Source organism: Streptomyces zagrosensis, from assembly GCF_014203645.1.
Lineage (GTDB): Bacteria > Actinomycetota > Actinomycetes > Streptomycetales > Streptomycetaceae > Streptomyces > Streptomyces zagrosensis.
Window position 1 is genome coordinate 90861 of the sequence record NZ_JACHJL010000013.1, and the last position, 18242, is coordinate 109102.

At 70.8% G+C, this 18242-nt stretch carries 17 protein-coding genes; 11 read left to right on the forward strand and 6 right to left on the reverse strand.

Annotation, left to right across the window (positions count from 1 at the left end; all coding sequences use genetic code 11):
- Positions 1–256: 256 nt before the first annotated feature.
- The 3 genes from FHS42_RS23345 to FHS42_RS23355 form a co-directional block, all read right to left on the reverse strand.
- Positions 257–1501, reverse strand: coding sequence for an acyl-CoA dehydrogenase family protein (locus FHS42_RS23345; RefSeq protein ID WP_184575047.1), 1245 nt, complete (start codon positions 1499–1501; stop codon positions 257–259).
- Positions 1498–2802, reverse strand: coding sequence for an acyl-CoA dehydrogenase family protein (locus tag FHS42_RS23350; RefSeq protein ID WP_376772680.1), 1305 nt, complete (start codon positions 2800–2802; stop codon positions 1498–1500). Before FHS42_RS23350 ends, FHS42_RS23345 begins: the two co-directional genes overlap by 4 nt.
- A gap of 110 nt (positions 2803–2912) precedes the next feature.
- Positions 2913–3953 (reverse strand): NADPH:quinone oxidoreductase family protein, encoded by a 1041-nt coding sequence (locus FHS42_RS23355; RefSeq protein ID WP_184575051.1) that lies wholly within the window; start codon positions 3951–3953, stop codon positions 2913–2915.
- 374 nt (positions 3954–4327) lie between these two features.
- Between FHS42_RS23355 and FHS42_RS23360 the strand changes: the two genes are divergently transcribed.
- The 5 genes from FHS42_RS23360 to FHS42_RS23380 all read left to right on the forward strand — a co-directional run bounded on the left by FHS42_RS23360 (position 4328) and on the right by FHS42_RS23380 (position 9295).
- Positions 4328–5680, forward strand: a complete 1353-nt coding sequence (locus FHS42_RS23360; RefSeq protein WP_184575053.1) for a transglycosylase family protein — start codon at positions 4328–4330, stop codon at positions 5678–5680.
- A 252-nt stretch (positions 5681–5932) separates the two neighbouring features.
- Positions 5933–6490, forward strand: coding sequence for a DUF1697 domain-containing protein (locus tag FHS42_RS23365; protein WP_184575055.1), 558 nt, complete (start codon positions 5933–5935; stop codon positions 6488–6490).
- Between the two features lie 7 nt (positions 6491–6497).
- The gene (locus tag FHS42_RS23370; protein ID WP_312867005.1) at positions 6498–7712 is read left to right on the forward strand and encodes a GDSL-type esterase/lipase family protein; all 1215 of its coding nucleotides are present in this window, start codon (positions 6498–6500) and stop codon (positions 7710–7712) included.
- Positions 7713–7755: 43 nt separating this feature from the next.
- Complete coding sequence (locus tag FHS42_RS23375) at positions 7756–8613, forward strand: SCO6745 family protein (RefSeq protein ID WP_184575057.1); 858 nt, start codon at positions 7756–7758, stop codon at positions 8611–8613.
- Between the two features lie 214 nt (positions 8614–8827).
- Complete coding sequence (locus FHS42_RS23380; protein ID WP_246495282.1) at positions 8828–9295, forward strand: DUF3574 domain-containing protein; 468 nt, start codon at positions 8828–8830, stop codon at positions 9293–9295.
- 157 nt (positions 9296–9452) lie between these two features.
- On the opposite strand, the gene FHS42_RS23385 is transcribed toward FHS42_RS23380, so the two are convergent.
- The gene (locus FHS42_RS23385) at positions 9453–10241 is read right to left on the reverse strand and encodes a PaaX family transcriptional regulator C-terminal domain-containing protein (protein WP_184575313.1); all 789 of its coding nucleotides are present in this window, start codon (positions 10239–10241) and stop codon (positions 9453–9455) included.
- A gap of 217 nt (positions 10242–10458) precedes the next feature.
- On the opposite strand from FHS42_RS23385, the gene FHS42_RS23390 reads away from it, so the two are divergent.
- Positions 10459–12102, forward strand: coding sequence for an isovaleryl-CoA dehydrogenase (locus FHS42_RS23390; protein ID WP_184575059.1), 1644 nt, complete (start codon positions 10459–10461; stop codon positions 12100–12102).
- A 700-nt stretch (positions 12103–12802) separates the two neighbouring features.
- Here the strand turns inward: FHS42_RS23390 and FHS42_RS38285 are convergent.
- Positions 12803–12934, reverse strand: coding sequence for a hypothetical protein (locus FHS42_RS38285; RefSeq protein WP_281392847.1), 132 nt, complete (start codon positions 12932–12934; stop codon positions 12803–12805).
- Positions 12935–12985: 51 nt separating this feature from the next.
- Here FHS42_RS38285 and FHS42_RS23395 point away from each other — a divergent pair, with 51 nt between their 5' ends.
- The 3 genes from FHS42_RS23395 (at position 12986) to FHS42_RS23405 (ending at position 14465) form a co-directional block, all read left to right on the forward strand.
- Positions 12986–13171 (forward strand): hypothetical protein, encoded by a 186-nt coding sequence (locus tag FHS42_RS23395; protein WP_184575060.1) that lies wholly within the window; start codon positions 12986–12988, stop codon positions 13169–13171.
- Between the two features lie 214 nt (positions 13172–13385).
- Complete coding sequence (locus tag FHS42_RS23400; RefSeq protein ID WP_184575062.1) at positions 13386–13535, forward strand: hypothetical protein; 150 nt, start codon at positions 13386–13388, stop codon at positions 13533–13535.
- A 174-nt stretch (positions 13536–13709) separates the two neighbouring features.
- Positions 13710–14465, forward strand: a complete 756-nt coding sequence (locus FHS42_RS23405; protein WP_184575064.1) for a bestrophin-like domain — start codon at positions 13710–13712, stop codon at positions 14463–14465.
- 128 nt (positions 14466–14593) lie between these two features.
- Here FHS42_RS23405 and FHS42_RS23410 read toward each other — a convergent pair whose 3' ends face one another.
- Complete coding sequence (locus FHS42_RS23410) at positions 14594–15043, reverse strand: SRPBCC family protein (RefSeq protein ID WP_184575066.1); 450 nt, start codon at positions 15041–15043, stop codon at positions 14594–14596.
- Positions 15044–15552: 509 nt separating this feature from the next.
- Between FHS42_RS23410 and egtA the strand changes: the two genes are divergently transcribed.
- Both egtA and egtB read left to right on the forward strand, forming a co-directional pair.
- The gene (egtA, locus tag FHS42_RS23415) at positions 15553–16839 is read left to right on the forward strand and encodes an ergothioneine biosynthesis glutamate--cysteine ligase EgtA (RefSeq protein WP_184575068.1); all 1287 of its coding nucleotides are present in this window, start codon (positions 15553–15555) and stop codon (positions 16837–16839) included.
- Entirely contained in the window at positions 16836–18203 is a 1368-nt protein-coding gene (gene egtB, locus FHS42_RS23420) for an ergothioneine biosynthesis protein EgtB (RefSeq protein WP_184575070.1), read from the forward strand. The genes egtA and egtB overlap by 4 nt, the downstream gene beginning before the upstream one ends.
- Positions 18204–18242: the final 39 nt, after the last annotated feature.

An 18242-nucleotide genomic window follows, 5' to 3' on the forward strand; every position in this document is an offset into this window, starting at 1 on the left:
GGGGCAGGTGGCCGCGGGGCGAGGCGGCCAGGGACGGGCCACGCGGCTTTGGAGGTCGGTACGGATGATGCGCACGATGCCGGTGATACGCGTGATACCGGCGATACCGGCGATACGGAATGGAAGCGGAACCGGATGGAAGCGCCGTGGACGGGCCGGGGCGGGGCCTGGCCCCCGCGCTGCGGTGGCCTCGGGCCACGTGAGCGAGGGCCAGCGCCGGCCAGCAGCCAGCCAACGGCCGGCCGTCAGCCGGCCGTCAGCCGGTCGGGGCCGGGAGGTCGATGAGACGGGCCAGCACCTCTTGGTGACGCCCCGGTGTGCCGAGGGCGATCTCATCGCTCTTGGCGCGCTTGAGGTACAGATGTGCGGGGTGTTCCCAGGTCATGCCAATGCCGCCGTGTAGTTGCACGCATTCCTGGGCGGCGCGCACCGCGACCCGCGCGGTGTGCGCCTGGGCGACGGCCACCGCGACCGGGGCGTCACGGTCGCCGGTGGCCAGCGCGTCCGCTGCGGCGCGGGCAGCCGCGCGGGCCGAGACCAGATCGAGCCACAGTGCCGCCATCCGGTGCTTGAGCGCCTGGAAGGAGCCCACGGGACGACCGAACTGGTGCCGCTCCTTGGTGTAACGCACGGTCTGCGTCAAGCACCATTCGGCGAGCCCGAGTTGCTCCGATGCCAGCAGCCCCGCTCCGGTCAGCAGCGCACGGGCGATGGCGGCCTCGGCACCTCCAGGGCCGGCAACGCGGCGGGCGGACATGGCGTCGAGGGAGATCCGGGCGAGCGTACGCGTGAGGTCGAGCGGCGTGCTGGGGTCCAGGCGCAGCCGGGCCGCTTTCGGAGCTGAGGTTTCGACCGCGTACAGGCCCACGCCGTCCGGGCCGTCCGCGGGGACCAGCAGCACATCGGCGGCGAGCGCGTCGGCGACGCCGGCGATCTGGCCGGTGAGGGCGGCGTGCGCATCGGCTCGTACGGTGACGGCACTGGCGCTGCCCGGCGCACTGGACAGCGGCACGGCGAGCACCCCGACCCGCTCCCCCGAGGCGAGCGCGGCCAGCAGCTCGACGGCTACCTCCGCATCCGCCGCGGTTTCGGCCGCGGCCCGCGGCTGCTCCCCGCTGTCGGTGTTCGCATCGGCCATGGCTCCGACACAGCTCAGCAGCGCCTGCGTGGCGATGACGGCGCTGGTCAGATAGGGCACCGGGGAGACCGCGCGGCCCAATTCCTCCAGCACAACGGCGGCTTCGCGGGCGCTGCCACCCGCCCCGCCGAGCTGCTCGGGAACCAGCAGCCCGGCAGTACCCATCTCGGCGCCAAGGGCCTGCCACAGTGCGGTGTCATAGGCCCGGCCGCCCTCCGCATGGGCGAGCACGGTCTCGGGTGGACAGCGGTCGGCGAGGAGCGCGCGCACGGCGGCCCGTAGGTCCTCCTCCTGCTCGCTGTAGAGCAGGTGGGCCGAGCCCGCGCCCTCTTGTGGGGGCTGCGTCGGGGCCTGATGCGTCATCGGGGCAGGTCCTTCCAGGCGGCGTCCTTGTCGGTACGCGGCTCGGGCGGCAGGCCCAGCACGCGTTCGGCGATGATGTTGAGCAACACCTCGGATGTGCCGCCCTCGATGGAGTTGCCCTTGGCCCGTAGGTAGCGGTAGCCGGCCTCGCGCCCGGTGAAGTCCACGAGTTCGGGACGGCGCATGGTCCAGTCGTCGTACGTCAGGCCCTCATCGCCGAGTAGTTCCACCTCAAGGCCGCTGACCTCCTGATGCAGCCGGGCGAAGGCAAGCTTCATGGCCGAACCTTCGGGACCCGGCTGGCCGATGGCGAGTTGCTGGCCGAGCCGCTCCCCCGCGTAACGGGCCGCCTCCGCCTCCACCCACAGCCGCAGCAGCCGCTGGTGCAGATCGTGGGTGCGCAGGTCGGGGCGCTCGCGCCAGGTGCGGGCAGCGACACCGATCATGCCGTGCTCACGAGGCACGCTGCCGCCGCCGATGGCCACGCGCTCGTTCATCAGCGTGGTCTGCGCCACGCGCCAGCCCTCGCCGGGCGCACCGAGACGGTGGCTGTCGGGGATGCGCACCCCGGTGAGGAAGACCTCGTTGAACTCGGCCTCACCGGTGATCTGGCGCAGCGGCCTGACCTCGACCCCGGGGTCGGTCATATCGCAGATGAAGTAGCTGATGCCGCGGTGCTTGGGCAGGTCGGGGTCAGTACGGGCGATGAGGATGCCCCACCGGGCGACATGGGCGCTTGAGGTCCACACCTTCTGCCCATCAATGACCCACTCTCCGCTCCGCGGAGCCTCCTCGCCCGGCTCACCGTGCTCACCCGGCTCACCCCGCTCGCGAGCCGTGGCCCCGAAGCCGCCGGCGCGCTCCGCGTCATCCGCACTGTGGCCCTCACTCGGGTGGGCCGCGGGGACGTACACCGCGCGGGTGGCGAGCGCGGCGAGGTCGGAGCCGGCACCGGGCTCGCTGAAGAGCTGGCACCACACCTCATCGCCGGTCCACAGGGGGCGCAGCAGCCGGCGCTGCTGGTCCTTCGTGCCGTAGCGCAGGATGGTCGGCGCAGCCATGCCAAGGCCGATGCCGATGCGGCGTGGATCGTTGTCAGGGGCGCCCGCGGCATCGAGTTCGGCGGTGACCACGCCCTGTAGGGCTCGCGGAGCGCCGAGGCCACCGAGGCCGGCCGGGTAGTGCACCCACGCGAGCCCGGCGTCGAACTGAGCCCGTAGGAAGTCGGCCCTGGCCGTGGTCGCCGGGTCGTACGCGGCAAGCAACTGTGCGACCCTGCGCCGTAGTTCGGCCGCGTCGATCGGGCCGGGCGGCGGCTCGGCACCATCGGCCGGACTACCTGACGGCTCGGCCGCAGCGATCGGGCCGGGTGACGGTTCGGCCGCTTCGACAGCGGTGTTCTTCGCGCTCATCAGGCGCCCTCCTTCAGACCGGGGATGACCACCACGCGGCCGGTGGTGACGCCGTCGGCGACGCGCTGCACCGCATCGGCCGCTCCGGCCAGGGGAACCCGCTCGCTGATCCATGGCTTGATCGCACCGCGTGCGGCGAGCTGCGTCAGTTCCTCATGGCAGGAGCGTACGGCGGCGGGGTCGAGGGTGGTGTACAGGCCCCAATGCAGGCCGAGAACCGCGTAGTTCTTGACCAAGACGTGGTTGAGGGCGGCGTTGGGGATCACGCCACTGGCGAAGCCAACGACCACGATGCGTCCCTCGAAAGCCACGCACTTGATCGACTGAGTGAAGGCATCGCCTCCCACCGGGTCGTACACGACATCCGCGCCGCGCCCTGCGGTGGCCTCCTTGACCGCAGCGACGACGTCATCGGATCGTCGGTCAATGACCACATCGCAGCCCAGCTCGCGGGCGATGGCGGCCTTGTGCTGGCCGCCGACGACGCCGATGACGCGGGCCCCCGCCGCCCTGCCGAGTTGCACGGCGGCACTGCCGACCCCGCCAGCGGCGGCGTGGACGAGCAGCGTCTCGCCCGCCGCGATCCCGGCCCTGCGGTGCAGTCCGAACCAGCCGGTCTGGTATCCGATGTGCAGGGCCGCGGCTTCCGCGTCATCCAGCGCATCCGGTGCGGGAAACAGCGCCGACGCGGGCACGACAACGCGCTCGGCGAAGCCGCCTGCGGGGACCGCGGGTTGGGCCAACACGCGCGCGCCCACGGGTGGCCAGAGCGTGTCACCAGGGCCGCTGCCTTCGGCCGTGCCACCAGGGCCGTCAGCTCCGACCGCGATCACCTCGGCGCACACCTCGACCCCGGGCGTGAACGGAAAGGGCGGGCGCACCTGGTATTGACCGCGGCACAGCAGCGCGTCCGGGAAGTTGACGCCCATGGCGCGCACGTGCAGCAGCACCTCGCCCGGGCCTGGGGACGGCTCCGCAACCTCATCGAGGCGCATCACTTCGCGCGGCTCGCCGTTCTCGTGCACTCGCCATGCCTGCATTCGCTGGCCTCCCACAACCGGTCGGGTTGGTACGGGCGCGATCACGCGCTCAGGACATACTAACCAGTCGGTACGCTCCGAAAACAGCCCCGATGCGGCGCTCGGCGACCCGCTGGCCAGCCGTACGGCACGCGGAGCCGGTCCGGCGCCAGGCCCCGCACGGCACCCCTTGGACAACGCCTGCCTCGGGTGCGTACGGCGGCGGACTTGCCGGTTCCCGGCACCCCGGTGCGCCTCGTCGCGGCACGTCGCGCAGGACGATCGCAAGGAACAGCGAAGCGATGGTCGATTGCCCTCTTGTAGTGGGTTCGAAGGCGGCTCTACGCTGTGGCGCGCCGAACACCCGCCAGCGGGTGCAGCGAGAGGAACGCGCTATGTCTTTACGTGGTCGCCATCGCCGCTATCAGCCCAGCCGGGTTTCCCGTGCTTCGCTCACCGTTACCGCTGGCGGTGCGGGCATGGCCCTGCCGTTCGTCGGGGCGGCAGACGCGGGGGCCGCCTCACAGGACGCCTGGGACAAGGTCGCCCAATGTGAGAGCACCAACAACTGGGACATCAATACGGGCAACGGCTTCTACGGCGGGCTCCAGTTCACGCAGAGCACCTGGCAGGAGTACGGCGGCACGGCCTATGCCGCGCGCGCCGACCTGGCCACCAAAGAGCAGCAAATAGCCGTCGCCGAGAAGGTGTTGGCGTCACAGGGCCCCGGGGCGTGGCCTAACTGCGCCGCCGGGATGAGCCCGTCCCAGGGGAGCGCCGCACCTGTGGCCAAGGCCGCCCCCGAGCGGGAGCGGCAGGCCACGACGGCGTCCGAGACCCGCGCGAAGCCTGAGACCACACCCACCTCGCTGCCTGGCCGCGGCCCCAAGGCCGGGCCGTATGTCGTCATGGGCGGCGACACGCTCTCCGCCATCGCGGACGATCACGAGGTACGCGGCGGCTGGCAACGCCTGTACGACACTAACCGGCAGACCATCGGTGACGACCCCGACCTGATCATGCCGGGTCAGCGCCTCGCGTTGAACGGTGGCCGGACCACGCCGACCACGCAGCAGCCCAAGCGGCCCCAGGCGCAGACCCCAAGGACGCCTCACACCCCGAAGCCGCCGAACGCACCAAAGACACCACAGACGCCGAAGGCACCACAAAAGAAGAAGCAGCCCAGGGCTGACCAGAAGGCGCCCGAGCGGTCGGCGAAGCCGCAGCCGAAGGGCGACAGCCACCAGCAGGTCAACAAGCCGACGTCGAAGCCCGCTCAGAAACCGGCCCACAAGCCCGCAGAGCGGCAGGAGAAGAAGCGCCCGGCGCCCGCCTCCAGCGGCGGGTACACCACGCCGGTCAGCGGCGTCGGCGTCACCACCGGCTACCGGGTGGCCGGTTCGAGTTGGTCCCGCGGTTACCACACCGGTGTCGATTTCCCGGTGTCCATCGGCACTTCGGTTCGGGCGGTCGGCAACGGCACGGTCGTCTCGGCAGGCTGGGGCGACGCGTACGGGTACCAGATCGTCATCCGGCACGCGGACGGCAAGTACAGCCAGTACGCGCACCTCTCGCAGGTGTCGGTGCGAGAAGGCCAGTCGGTCAACGGCGGGCAGCGCATCGGACGTTCCGGTTCCACCGGCAACAGCACGGGCCCGCATCTGCACTTCGAGATCCGCACCGGGCCCGGTTACGGCTCCGACATCAACCCGCTGGCCTATCTCAGGTCGCACAACGTCAGCATCTGAGCACCCCCGACTGAGCGCCACGGGCGCTGACTCTATTGCCGGCGCCGGTATCGGCGCCGGCTCTGGTGTCGGCTCTGGTGCCCGCAAACCCGAGAACCTGTTCTTCGGCGAGTGATCTCATCTCGGTTCAACCACGCCTCCCGGCACCTCTCGTCAGGACGCTCTCGCCCGGCCGCTCTCATCCGATCGGCTCGCATCAGGCCGCAACGACGGCGTCCGGCCACTGTCAGTGGGCGCGGTTACGGTGGGCCGGTGACGAGATACGTGGCGCTGTTGCGCGGCATCAACGTGGGCCGGCATCACCGGATTCCCATGGCTACCCTGCGGGAACTGCTGACCAACCTCGGATGCGGCGCGGTGCGGACTCACCTACACAGTGGAAACGCGGTGTTCACCCTGCCATCGAAGGAGCGGGGCCTGCGGGGGCCGGCCGCGGTCGGTGACGCCCTGGAGCGGGCGATAGCCGAGCACATGGCGTTGGAGGTGCGGGTGCTCGTCCTCGCTGGCGGTGAGTTGCGCCGTATCGCTGAGCACAATCCGTTTCACGGCGAGGAGTTCGACCCGGCCCGGCTGCTGGTCACGTTCTTGTCCGGGCCGGTCGATCCCGAGCGGCTGGCGGGCATCGACCCGGCTGCGTACGCCCCCGACCAGTTCCGTGCCGGCGAGCGCGAGATCTATGTGTACTGCCCCGATGGGGTGCGGCACTCCAAGCTCACTCAGGTGCTGTGGGAAAAGCGCCTCGGCCTCACCGGCACCGCCCGAAACGGGAATACGCTCAACAAGCTCGTCGCGCTAACGGGGCTCGAATGAGGGCTAAGTGATCACGAACGGGGCGCAGTTGATCGCCCACGACGATCCGCTGCTGCGCTATCGAGGCGCGGTGTCGCTCCAGCGCGGCCCGTGCTGGACCGCGCCCTGGCGGCTGCCTCACGAAGAAGCAGCGCTCTATTTGCCCGAGGGCGGCACCGGCCGAGCGGCGATGCCATCGGGGGTGCGCGTCACGCTGCGCACCGACAGCCCCTGGCTCAGCTGCCGATACGAGGCCGATCCCGCGCCGCGGCTGAACGGGCCGCCGGAGCGGGCCCGCCTCGATGTGCTGCGAGATGGCCGCCGGATGGCGACGGTGGATCTTGAGACGCACGGCGGGGACGCGGAGTTTCGGGTGCCGGGGCTGACGGGGCTGAACAGTCGGGGTGGGGTGGCCGGGCGGCGATACGCGAATGGGCCGCCGACCGTGGAGCTGTGGCTGCCCTACTACCACCGGTTCCGGCTGCGCGGCCTCGCCGTCGCTGCCGGGGCGACCGTGGCCGCCGATATGCACGCGGACCAACCACACTGGCTGCATTACGGCAGCTCCATCTCTCAGGGGCGGGGGGCCGTTTCGCCCAGCAGGACCTGGCCGGCGCTGGTGGCGCGGCGCGCTGGCTGGGACCTGACGTCGCTGGCGCTCGGCGCGGCCTGCTACCTCCAGCCGATGACCGCGCGCCTGATGCGTGACCTGCCCGCTGACCTGCTCACCGTCTGCGTCGGCATCAACGTTCACACGCTTGGCACACACAACGGTGACTCGCTGACGGCGGCGTTGATCGGCTTCATACGGACCGTGCGCGAGGGCCATCCCCACACGCCGTTCGCCGTGATGTCCACCATCATCGCCCCCGAGCGCGAGGAGTTGGCCGGCCCCTCGGGCCTGACGGTCCGCGAGAGCCGCGAACGGGTCCGGCATGCGGTGCGGCTCCTGCGCGACCACGGCGACCAGCGGCTGCACTATCTACACGGGCCCAAGGTGTTCGGGGCGAGTTGTGTGCCACTGCTGCTCGAACCCGAGGGCCTTGACCGGCTGCATCCGTCCCCGGCCGGTCATCCCATCTTCGCGGGCCGATTTTTGACCCTGCTGCGCCGCATGCCGTGTGTGCCGGTCACGGTGTCACCCGAATGCGGCCCGGCCCACCTCGTCACCCAACGACGCATTGGCACTAAGGAAACTAAGGAAACAAGGGCGCCCAAGAAAGTAAAGGAAGCAAGGGAATGAAAGGAAACAATGGCAAATGGAAAATGGAAAGAGGCATGGAGAGATGAGCGAGGCTGAAGCGACCGCCCGTGCCCTGTGGCCGCTAGTCGAACCCCTGCACGCCGTAAGCTACTTCGCGCCCGACGCACACGCCCCCTTTCATGAGGCGGGCCTCAAGGGCTTTTGGCCCGGCTACTTCGTCGGTCGCGCGGCTCCGCTGGGCCCCGTGGGCCCGGAGCCGGTGGTGGCCGCGTTCTTCAGCTTTGCCCCGGCGATGGTCAGGCGGGCGCTGCCTGCGCTCTGGCAGACGGTCTCGCCACAGCAGGCGCTGAAGCTGCGGCTGACCGGTGCGGAGGTGGCGCTGCGGCGGCTGCTGGCCGGTCGCGAGGCGGCAGCGCGGCAGGCCGCCGATGAACTCGGGGCACTGGCGACAGAGCTCGACTGCGCGGGGCGGGTGCTGGCCGCCGCGAACACCGCGCTCCCGACGCCTGACGAGCCGTTGCGCCGGCTGTGGCATGCGGCGACGCTGTTGCGCGAGCACCGGGGCGATGGGCACCTTGCGGCGCTCGTGGCGGCAGGTCTGGACGGCTGCGAGGCGCTCGTACTGCGCACGGGCATCGACCTGCCCCGCGCCGAACTCCAGCCCTACCGGGGTTGGACCGACGCCGAGTGGGACGCGGCGACAGAGCGCCTGGCCGAGCGCGGCTTGCTGGCAGCCGACAGCGCGGCCACGGCGCGGGGCCGTCAACTTCTCCTGGACATCGAGCAGGCCACCAACCGGGCGGCCCAGCGGCCCTGGCAGGACGTGAGCGCCACCCGGCGCGAGCGGCTGACCGACTTACTCACGCCGCTGGCCCGGGCCTGCGCTGGTGCCCTGCGGTTTCCCAATCCCATCGGCCTGCCCGCTCCCAACCCGACATAGCGGCCGGGCCCGCGCCCAACGTCGGCCTGGCATCGGCCGGGGCTGCGGTGAGTCGGCCGCAGGCCCACGCGGTGAGGGCGGCCTCGGCGCGCATACCTCGCCCGGTACGCGCATTGCGCACCCGCGCGCCAGAGTGAGCACCGCACGATGGCGAGCCCGGCGGATGGCTCAGATGGGCTGTGCCGCGCTGACACCAGCGAAAGGGACCCGCACCATGCCGACCACGCCGCCCCGGCTACACCTCGCTGCCCTGGTGACGACCGCCGTTCTCGCGCTGGGCGCCCCCGCCGCGTACGCCACCTTGGGCCCCGACTCCCCCGCGCCAACCGCCGCCACCTCCGTCAAGCGCGGCAAGCCGTATGTCGAAACCAGGCTGTTCTTCGGCACCGCCCGGCCAGACGGGGGCCCGCCGGTCACCGACAAGCAGTTCCTCGCCTTCGTCGATCGAGAGATCACCCCGCACTTTCCCGCCGGGCTGACCATTCAGGAAGGGCGTGGCCAGTGGCGCAACCAGCACGGGACGATCGAGCGGGAGCGCTCGTACGAGTTGATCCTGCTCTACCCGCGGTCGCAGGCACGGTCCCACGACGCGCAGATCGAGGGCATCCGCACTGCCTATGAGCGGGACTTCGGGCAGGAGTCCGTGGCCCGCGCGGACGAGACCGCCTGGGTGGACTTCTAGCACCCACGCCGGCTACGCGCCCGGCAGTCCAGTGGCCAGGCAGCACGGTACGTCACCGCGTCGGATCGTACGGGGCACGTCACCCAGGCCCAGTTGGGCCGGCTCGTACGGGACACGCCGCCTCGGCAGCAGCATGAGCACACCGCGTCGATGCCGCTCAGTCCGCGTGGCCAAGAATGGCCGCCCGGAACTCCTCATCGAACCCGCCGTAGGAGCGCCGCAATGCCTCGCCCGGCCAGTCGGCGGGCAGCAGCGGCCCCGGCAGCACGGGGTCGGCCAACAGATGGCGAAGGATGGCCGCCGCCACCGTAAACCTGCCGGCCAACTCGTCGGCCGCGTCCAGCGCGGACAGCAACCATCGGGCGTGTCGGGACCAGGTCTCCAGGTCCCACAGGCTCGCTACGAGCTGGGCCGGATCGCCCTCGGGGGTTCCGATCAGCCATGCGCACTGCTCGGCCGCGGCGGGCGGACGGGGCCGCTCCAAATTGGCGGGACGCAGCCAACTTCCCTCGCGGAGTTCGGCGAGTCGTAGCGTGCCCATCGCCTGCCGCAGGGCGGCGCGTTCGGCAGCGGGGCGCCGCCGCTCGCCGGTGACCAGGGCGATCTCCCACTGACCGGCCCAGTCCCGCAGCTGCGGGGATCGACTGTCGTCCTGGCGGGCCTGCCGGGCGAGCAGTCGGGCCGACAGCCGATACGCACCGTCGCGCTGCTCCAGGTCTCCTGCGGCCACCATGCGGGTCAGCGCCACCCTGACGGTGCCATCGGCGGTGCCGAACAGTTCGCCCGCGCGGACCAGAGCCCGCGCGGGAAGTTCGGCGGGGTGGTGACCGAGGAGCGTGCTGAGCACGACCGACCGAGCGGTCAAAGGGCGCAGCGTCGGCACGCCCGCATCGCCCGCATCGCCCGCATCGCCCGCCGCCACGGTGCCTGCTCCCGCCGCCCCCATACGCGCGCCCGGGCGCCGGCCGTCTGCGCCGCCGCCGTCCGCCCTGCCAGCTGCCGTGCCATCCACGCTGCCCATACCCTCGCCCATCCGCGGCTCGTCCCGGCCCACCGGCCTGCCGCGCGTCCGGCCGGAAACCCTGGCCCCGACCCGTGCATTACGGTTCTCCGTCACGCATCATAGAAGTGTAAGGACAATCGGCTGCGCCCCGGAGGTCACTGTGAGCCCCAGCCCCACTCATGAGGTCGTCAACCAGGCCCCGCCGCTTACGAATTTCAGCACCGCCGATGACGACGCCCTGCTGGAAGCGGTGCGCCGCGAGGGCGGCGCGTGGGGCGAGCTTGAGGTACGTGAGGTGGGGGCCCGCGCCGGGTCGGCTGAGGTCCAGGAGTGGGCGCGGCTGGCCGAGGAGAATCATCCGGTGCTGCGCACCCACGATCGGTACGGGCACCGCGTGGACGAGGTGGAATTCCATCCCGCCTGGCATCATTTGATGGCCGAGGCGATCGCCACCGGCCAGCACGCGGCGGCTTGGGCCGAGCCGCGTCCGGGCGCCCACCTCGTACGCGCCGCGAAGTTCTACGCATGGGCGCAGGCCGAGGCAGGGCATGGTTGCCCGATCTCCATGACGTACGCCGCGATTCCCGCTTTGCGTGCCTCACCCGAACTGTCCGACATGTACGGGCCGTTGCTCGCCTCCTCGGTGTACGACTTCGGGCTGCGTCCGCCCCTGGGCAAGCGGGGGCTGATTGCGGGCATGTCGATGACCGAGAAGCAGGGCGGTTCCGACGTACGCGCCAACACCACCACCGCCACCCCAGCCGGCGACGGCTCGTATGTGATCACCGGCCACAAGTGGTTCACCTCTGCCCCGATGAGCGATGTGTTCTTGACCCTGGCGCAGGCGCCCGAGGGGTTGACCTGCTTCTTGTTGCCGCGGGTTCTCCCGGACGGCAGCCGCAACGCGCTGCGGCTACAGCGGCTCAAGGACAAGTTGGGCAACCGCTCCAACGCATCCGCCGAGATCGAGTACGAACAGGCCGTCGGCTGGGCAGTGGGCGAGGTTGGGCGCGGGGTACGCACCATCGTGGAGATGGTCAACGTGACCCGACTCGACTGTGTGATCGGCTCGGCGGCCGGGATGCGAGCGGGGTTGCGGCAGGCGCTGCACCACACGGCACACCGGCGGGCGTTCGGCGCTGACCTCATCGACCAGCCGCTGATGCGACATGTGCTCGCCGACCTGGCCGTCGAATCCGAAGCCGCCACGGCACTGGCGCTGCGGCTCGCCGCCGCATTGGACCGCTCCGAGGCCGGTGACGCCCACGAGGCGGCGCTGCGCCGGCTCGGGCTCGCGGCCAGCAAGTATTGGGTGTGCAAGCGCGGCAGCACCCATGTGGCGGAGGCACTGGAATGCCTGGGCGGCAATGGTTACGTCGAGGAGTCCGGCATGCCCCGGCTCTACCGCGAGGCGCCGCTGCTGTCGATCTGGGAGGGCTCGGGCAATGTGGCGGCGCTGGATGTGCTGCGGGCGCTGGCGAAGGCACCGGATGCGGCGGACGCCCTTCTCGCGGAGGCGGACGCGGCGGCAGGGGCCGATGCCCGGTTGGACGCGGCGGTGGCACGGGTACGGAAGTTGCTCGGTGAGCTCGCCGACCCGGTGCGGGCTCAGCTGCTGGCCCGGCGGTTGGCCGAGCAACTGACGCTGGTGCTCCAGGGTTCGCTGCTGGTACGGCACAGCCACCCGGCGGTCGCGGATGCGTTCTGCGCCTCGCGGCTTGGCGGGGACTGGGGGCATGCGTTCGGCACGCTGCCGCCCGGCACGGACACCCAGGCGATCATCGAGCGCGCGCTGCACGAGTAAGCCTCGGCAGGGGCAGGGGGCGAAAACGAACATCGGACATAGGGCGCTGTCTTGTACGTCGTTGGGGCTGCGCTCACCGTTGCGTGCTTCGGCCGCCCCGTTTCGCCGGTCAGTCACGGTTGACCGGCGGTGCGGCGCTGCCCCTACTCAGCCTCATTCCTGTCCCTTACGCCTCGTGGCTACCGCGGACGCCCGCGCCAGGGCCCGCTGACCGGCCTGGCCATCGCTAGGCGCTCTCTAAACGCGGCACGCGATTTTTCACCCTATTGAGCGAAGCTGACGCTAATCCGGGATCGCCTCATGAAGGGCTCCCGCAGCATGGCCGCGTGAATCGATGGCATTGGGCAACGCGTTCAGGGATAGGTCTCGCGGCCGTTGTCCTCGCTTCCTCCGGGGCGACCGCTACGGCCGGTGACGGCGAGGCGGAACGTGTCGTCACTGCCGGTCCCCGTTGGGCAGCGGCCGGTTCGGGCGATGCCGGGGCACGGAGCGAGCCGGCTCCACGGGTCGCGCCCGAGCCACGAGCAGACGGCACCGCGCCAGCGCGTCCTCTGCTCCAGCCTCGACCGCCAACCTCGGGTCCGCGGGCGCAGCCCTCACCAACGCACGCGCCGCAGGCCCACGCACAGCCCCAGCCGGCAGCGTCAGCGCAGAGCACGCCGCACCGCGTCGGACACAGCGGAGCGGTCCCGCACAGCGGTCACGGGTCGAAGCAGGGCCGGAACAGCGGCTTCGGACTGGACATCATCACGGGCAACGCCTTCGTATCGGTGCACACCCGACCCAACGGCCTGTGCATCGCCATCTCGGCGGGCAAGGCCAAGGTCGTCATCGGCCACGGCTCCTGCGGACGGCCCAAGCCACCGAAGCCACCCCACCCACCGTGCCCGACGCCCACGCCGACGCCGACCCCAACTCCCACACCGACCCCAACGCCCACACCAACGCCCACCCCGACCCCGACGCCGCCCACACCCACACCCACACCCACTCCGACCCCGACGCCGCCCACGCCAAGTCCCACTCCGCCGGCGCCGAGTCCGACACCACCCGCGCCGACACCGCCTGAGCCGAGCCCGCCCGTGCGGCCCGCGCCGCCCGACGCCACGCCTGCGCCGGCTGTCCCCGTACCCCCGGCGCCACCCGGCCCATCCCGGCCGGAGCGTGGCCGTGCGGCCCCGCCACCGCCGGTCCCGCCTGGGGCCCGGCCCACGTCGGGGCCCCCCACGCGGCCCCAGCCGGACCCGTCCCGCACGCCGAAACCCGAGCCCGAGACGATCGAGGTGCGCGCCTATCACCGCCCCACCCACCGCCAGCCGCAGGGCGATCTGTCCCCCGTGACCCTCACGCTGCTCATCACCGCGCCCGCGGTACTCGCCGCGGCGACGCTACGCGCCCGCTCCGCCACCCGCAGCCGGGGCCGAGGCCGCTAGGCCACCGGGTCGAGGCACCACGCTGAAGGCCCCCACGCCCGGCTGCCCGAGCCAAGAGGCCAGGCGACCGGCCTTCCGAGGCCGAACGCCACCCTTGGCCCGGCGGCACCTGCCACGCCTCGTCCACCTTGCTCTCCGCCGTCGCCTCCGCGCATCGGCGTACCGGAGGTTTCCATGCCCGAATGGCTGGTCCTAGCCCTCGCGATGGGCGCCGCCTGCGCCGTCGTGCTCCTCGTCGTCTTCCTCAACCAGCGTCGCGTTGGCGAGGATGACGACCCATCGGAGACCCCCGACGTCATCGAGTACATGGCCATGATGATCGGCGTGGTGTACGCGATCGTCCTCGGCCTCGCCATTGCCGGGGTGTGGGAGGCCAGGAGTGCGGCCGGTGACACGGTGCGTGCCGAGGCGCAGTCACTCTACGAGGTGAGCGAGCGGGTCCATGTGTATCCGGCACCCGAGCGGGAGCGGATCAGGGCGGATGTGACCGCGTACGTACGGCACGTCGTGGACAAGGAATTCCCCCACATGATCGACAAGGGCGAGCTCACGGAGCGTGGGGACGCGTTGCTGCGCAAGCTGCGGCATGACGCGGCGGAGTCCACGCCACGCGACGAGCGCATGGCCCAGACGTACCAGCCGCTGATGGATCAGATCGCCCTCGCCGACGACGCGCGCGGCGCCAGGGAGCAGAGCGCGGGCGCGACGCTGCCGGGCGTGGTGTGGTTCGGTCTGGTCGGTGGGGCCATGGTGACGGTCGGCATTGTGTTCACGCTCCAGATCCGCCGCTCGCCGCGGGAACTGCTCCTCGCGGGTTTGTTCAGCGCGCTGATCGCTTTCCTGCTGTTCCTGGTATGGGACTTCGATGCCCCGTTTGGGCAATCCGCGGAAGATGCGGCGACACCATTCACCGACCTCTTCTTCAACTGACTAACTGACCGCGGGCTGCCGCCGGACGGATGCGCCCGGCGGCAGCGGCGGGATACGGGGCGCTCCACCTGGGCAGATCAGGCACGACCAGGCGAGTCGCACGAGTCCGGCTGGTTGAACGCGCTGGGTCACACCTGGCCGCGCCACGCTCCGGTCTCGATGCCGCGCTTTTCGATGAACGTCTTGAACCGCTCCAGGTCGGCGGTGGCCTGCCGCTTGACGAAGCCGAGCTTGTCGCCGACGGACTCGGCCATGCCGTCAGGATCGAACTTCATTTGCAGCATGACCTTCGTGGTGGTCGCGTCAAGACGGTGGAAGGTCACCACACCAGCCTGCTTGACGTCCCCGCCGACGGTGGTCCAGGCGACGCGCTCGTCGGGGATCTGCTCGGTGACCTCGGCGTCGAACTCGCGCTGCACCCCGTTGACCTTCGTCACCCAGTGGGTCAGGGTGTCGGTCCGCTGCTCGATCCGCTCCACTCCGCCCATGAACTCGGGAAAGGTCTCGAACTGCGTCCACTGGTCGTACACGGTGCGGACCGGCACGTTGACCTCGATGGACTCCTCGACCTGCGACATGGAAAAGCCTCACTTCCTCGTTGGCTGCCCCACTCGTACGGCGGGGTCTTGTTCATCGGCTTCGTCGCCAGCGAGTACCCAGGTCGATGCGGATTATGACGCGCGGCGCTCGCCCAACTGGGCCAGCCCCGGGGCAGCCACCCGCCACGCCGGGCGGTCCCATCTCGGCAGGCGGCTCGGCAGGCCGGCGGCGTCCACACATGACCCGTGATGGCCGTGGCCATCACGGGCATACGTAGGTGGACCGGCGGGCGACACAACGCGCCACAGCTCACCGAAGGTCGCCGGAAGACCGCCGCTGACCGCCGCAGAGCAGCGGACGCCATGAGAGGTTTAACGGCCGTGACCGTACGATGAGCTGTGGTGCTTGCGTCAACAGCCGGGCACACCTGGGACAAGTGACATACGCCCCCTTGAGTGCGTGCGTCACGTGGTTTTAGGTGGTGTCGGGGGCCATAAGGCCCCGCACCGAGCCGGACTCACGAGGCCGGCAGACGGGAGGCTTGGCCATGCCCGAACAGCTACGACCGTCGAGAGCGCAGACGGTCACCGAGGCCGAAGTGGAAGCCTTGGTACACGGCATCTGTTTCAAGACAGGACCACCTAGCAAGCTGGGTGTCGAACTCGAATGGCTCGTACACGACCTGCACGACCCCGTACGCCCCGTTCATCCGTCCCGGCTGACCACCGCGAACGAAGGTCTACGGGCTCTCCCGCTCCGATCCGCCCTCACCTTCGAACCGGGCGGCCAAGTCGAACTCAGCTCCCGCCCCGCCTCCTCGCTCACCTCCTGCATCCAGGAGATGACGGAGGACCTGAGCGCGGTTAGAGCATCTCTTCTCTCCATGGGGCTCACCATCGCGGGCCACGGCCATGACCCGTGGCGGCCACCGCGCCGGCTGCTCACCCAGGCCCGCTATCAAGCGATGGAGTGCTATCTCGACCGCTGGGGCTCCGCGGGCCGCACCATGATGTGCCGCTCGGCGTCCGTACAGGTCTGCCTGGACGCGGGGCACGAGGAGCCGGGAACACTGGGATACGGGAGACGCTGGCAGCTGGCGCACCTGCTGGGCGCGGTATTGGTTGCCGCGTTTGCGAACTCGCCGCTCGCTCAGGGCCGGCCCACCGGTTGGCGGTCCACCCGGCAGGCCGTGTGGGCGTCGTTCGACCCGGGCCGCACCCAGGCACCCGCCGGTGACACGGACCCGCGTACGGCCTGGACCGCCTACGTGCTGGACGCGCCGGTGATGTGCGTCCGTGCCCTCGGGGACGACACGGGGCCTTGGGAGGTGCCGCAGGAACCGCTGAGCCTGCGGGACTGGATTCGCAGCGGCCTGCCCCGGCCGCCGAGCCTCGATGACGTCGCCTACCACATATCGACGCTCTTCCCCCCGGTTCGGCCACGTGGGCATATGGAGCTGCGCATGATCGACGCCCAGCCGGGCATCGACGGCTGGATGGTGCCGCTGGCGGTGACCGCCGCCTTGTTCGACGACCCGGCGGCGGCTGAGGCCGCCTACCGTGCGGTCAAGCCGCTCGCGGACACCGCGGGCTCGCAGCCCGCTCCCCGCAATCCCCTGTGGCGTCGGGCAGCCCAGCGGGCGCTGACCGATCCGGAGCTGCGCACCGCGGCCCTCGCATGTTTCGCCGCGGCCCAGGACGCGCTGCCGCGACTGGGCGCCTCGCCTTCCGTATGCGCCACCGTTGCCGACTTCACCGAACGCTATGTCGCGCGGGGACGATGTCCCGCCGACGATCTACTCGATTCCGTCGCCGGGAAGGAAGGCCGCCGATGACCCCCACAGAACGAGAGCCCGGGACGTCGTCCGCGTCCGGCCAAGGCAGCGACCCGGAGCAGCTCAGGAAGCGCGCCCTCCAAGCTTTGACCACCGCTCGGGAGCGCACCGCGACGCTCACCAGTTGCGTGGATGATGCGGAGCTGACCGCTCAGCACTCGCCGTTGATGTCACCACTGGTCTGGGACCTGGCACATATCGGCAACCAAGAGGAGCAGTGGCTGCTGCGCGCCGTGGCTGGGCGCGAGGCCCTACGGCCGGAGATCGATTCGGTCTATGACGCATTCGAGCATCCGCGGGCCGCGCGCCCCACGCTGCCGCTGCTGCCGCCCGCTCAGGCGCGCAGTTACGCCGCAGACGTTCGTGGCCGCGTGCTCGACGTGCTGGAGCGCTCGCCGCTGCGGGGCGAGCCGCTGGTGGACGCGGCGTTCGCCTTCGGGATGATCGCCCAACACGAGCAGCAACACGATGAAACGATGCTGATCACCCACCAGTTGCGGCGTGGCCCGGCGGCGCTCACCGCCCCCGAGCCGCCGCGTGCACCGGCCGATGCGGCCCGGCTGCCCGCCGATGTGCTGGTCCCCGGCGGCGAGTTCACCATGGGCACATCCGCCGAACCCTGGGCGCTGGACAATGAGCGCCCGGCCCATCGCAGGACGCTGGACGCTTTTCACATCGACTCGGTGCCGGTGAGCAACGGCGCCTATCTGCGCTTCATCGAGGACGGCGGTTACGCCGAGCCGCGTTGGTGGCATCCGCACGGTTGGGCGTTGGTGCGCGAACACACGTTGACCGCGCCGCTGTTCTGGCGCCGCGATGGCGGGGAGTGGCTACGGCGTAGGTTCGGTGTCCTTGAGCCGGTGCCGTTGGACGAGCCGGTGTTCCATGTGAGTTGGTACGAGGCCGATGCCTACGCCCGCTGGGCGGGGCGGCGGCTGCCGACCGAGGCGGAGTGGGAGAAGGCCGCGCGATTCGACCCGGCCTCCGGGCGCTCCCTACGCTACCCGTGGGGCGACGCCGACCCCACCCCCGAGCATGCCAATCTCGGGCAGCGGCATCTACGCCCCGCACCGGTCGGCGGCTATCCACTGGGGGCCTCGCCACTGGGCGTTCGACAGCTCATCGGCGATGTGTGGGAGTGGACGGCCAGCGACTTCCTGCCGTATCCGGGCTTTGTGGCGTTTCCGTACCCGGAATACTCGCAGGTGTTCTTCGGTGACGCGCACAAGGTGCTGCGCGGTGGTTCTTTCGCCGTGGACTCGGTGGCCTGCCGGGGCACGTTCCGCAACTGGGACCTGCCGATGCGGCGCCAGATCTTCGCCGGCTTCCGCACCGCACGCGACGCACAGCCGGGGCAGCGGTGACGGCCGCACGCGGCGGACTGCCGCGCCGCGCGTGCCCGG

Coding starts and splice junctions, on each gene's coding strand:
- FHS42_RS23345 (WP_184575047.1), bottom strand. CDS start 1,501: ATGACGCATCAGGCCCCGACGCAGCCCCCACAAGAGGGCGCGGGCTCG.
- FHS42_RS23360 (WP_184575053.1), top strand. CDS start 4,328: ATGTCTTTACGTGGTCGCCATCGCCGCTATCAGCCCAGCCGGGTTTCC.
- FHS42_RS23355 (WP_184575051.1), bottom strand. CDS start 3,953: ATGCAGGCATGGCGAGTGCACGAGAACGGCGAGCCGCGCGAAGTGATG.
- FHS42_RS38285 (WP_281392847.1), bottom strand. CDS start 12,934: ATGACGACCTTGGCCTTGCCCGCCGAGATGGCGATGCACAGGCCGTTG.
- FHS42_RS23375 (WP_184575057.1), top strand. CDS start 7,756: ATGAGCGAGGCTGAAGCGACCGCCCGTGCCCTGTGGCCGCTAGTCGAA.
- egtA (WP_184575068.1), top strand. CDS start 15,553: ATGCCCGAACAGCTACGACCGTCGAGAGCGCAGACGGTCACCGAGGCC.
- FHS42_RS23410 (WP_184575066.1), bottom strand. CDS start 15,043: ATGTCGCAGGTCGAGGAGTCCATCGAGGTCAACGTGCCGGTCCGCACC.
- FHS42_RS23385 (WP_184575313.1), bottom strand. CDS start 10,241: ATGGGGGCGGCGGGAGCAGGCACCGTGGCGGCGGGCGATGCGGGCGAT.
- FHS42_RS23380 (WP_246495282.1), top strand. CDS start 8,828: ATGCCGACCACGCCGCCCCGGCTACACCTCGCTGCCCTGGTGACGACC.
- egtB (WP_184575070.1), top strand. CDS start 16,836: ATGACCCCCACAGAACGAGAGCCCGGGACGTCGTCCGCGTCCGGCCAA.
- FHS42_RS23405 (WP_184575064.1), top strand. CDS start 13,710: ATGCCCGAATGGCTGGTCCTAGCCCTCGCGATGGGCGCCGCCTGCGCC.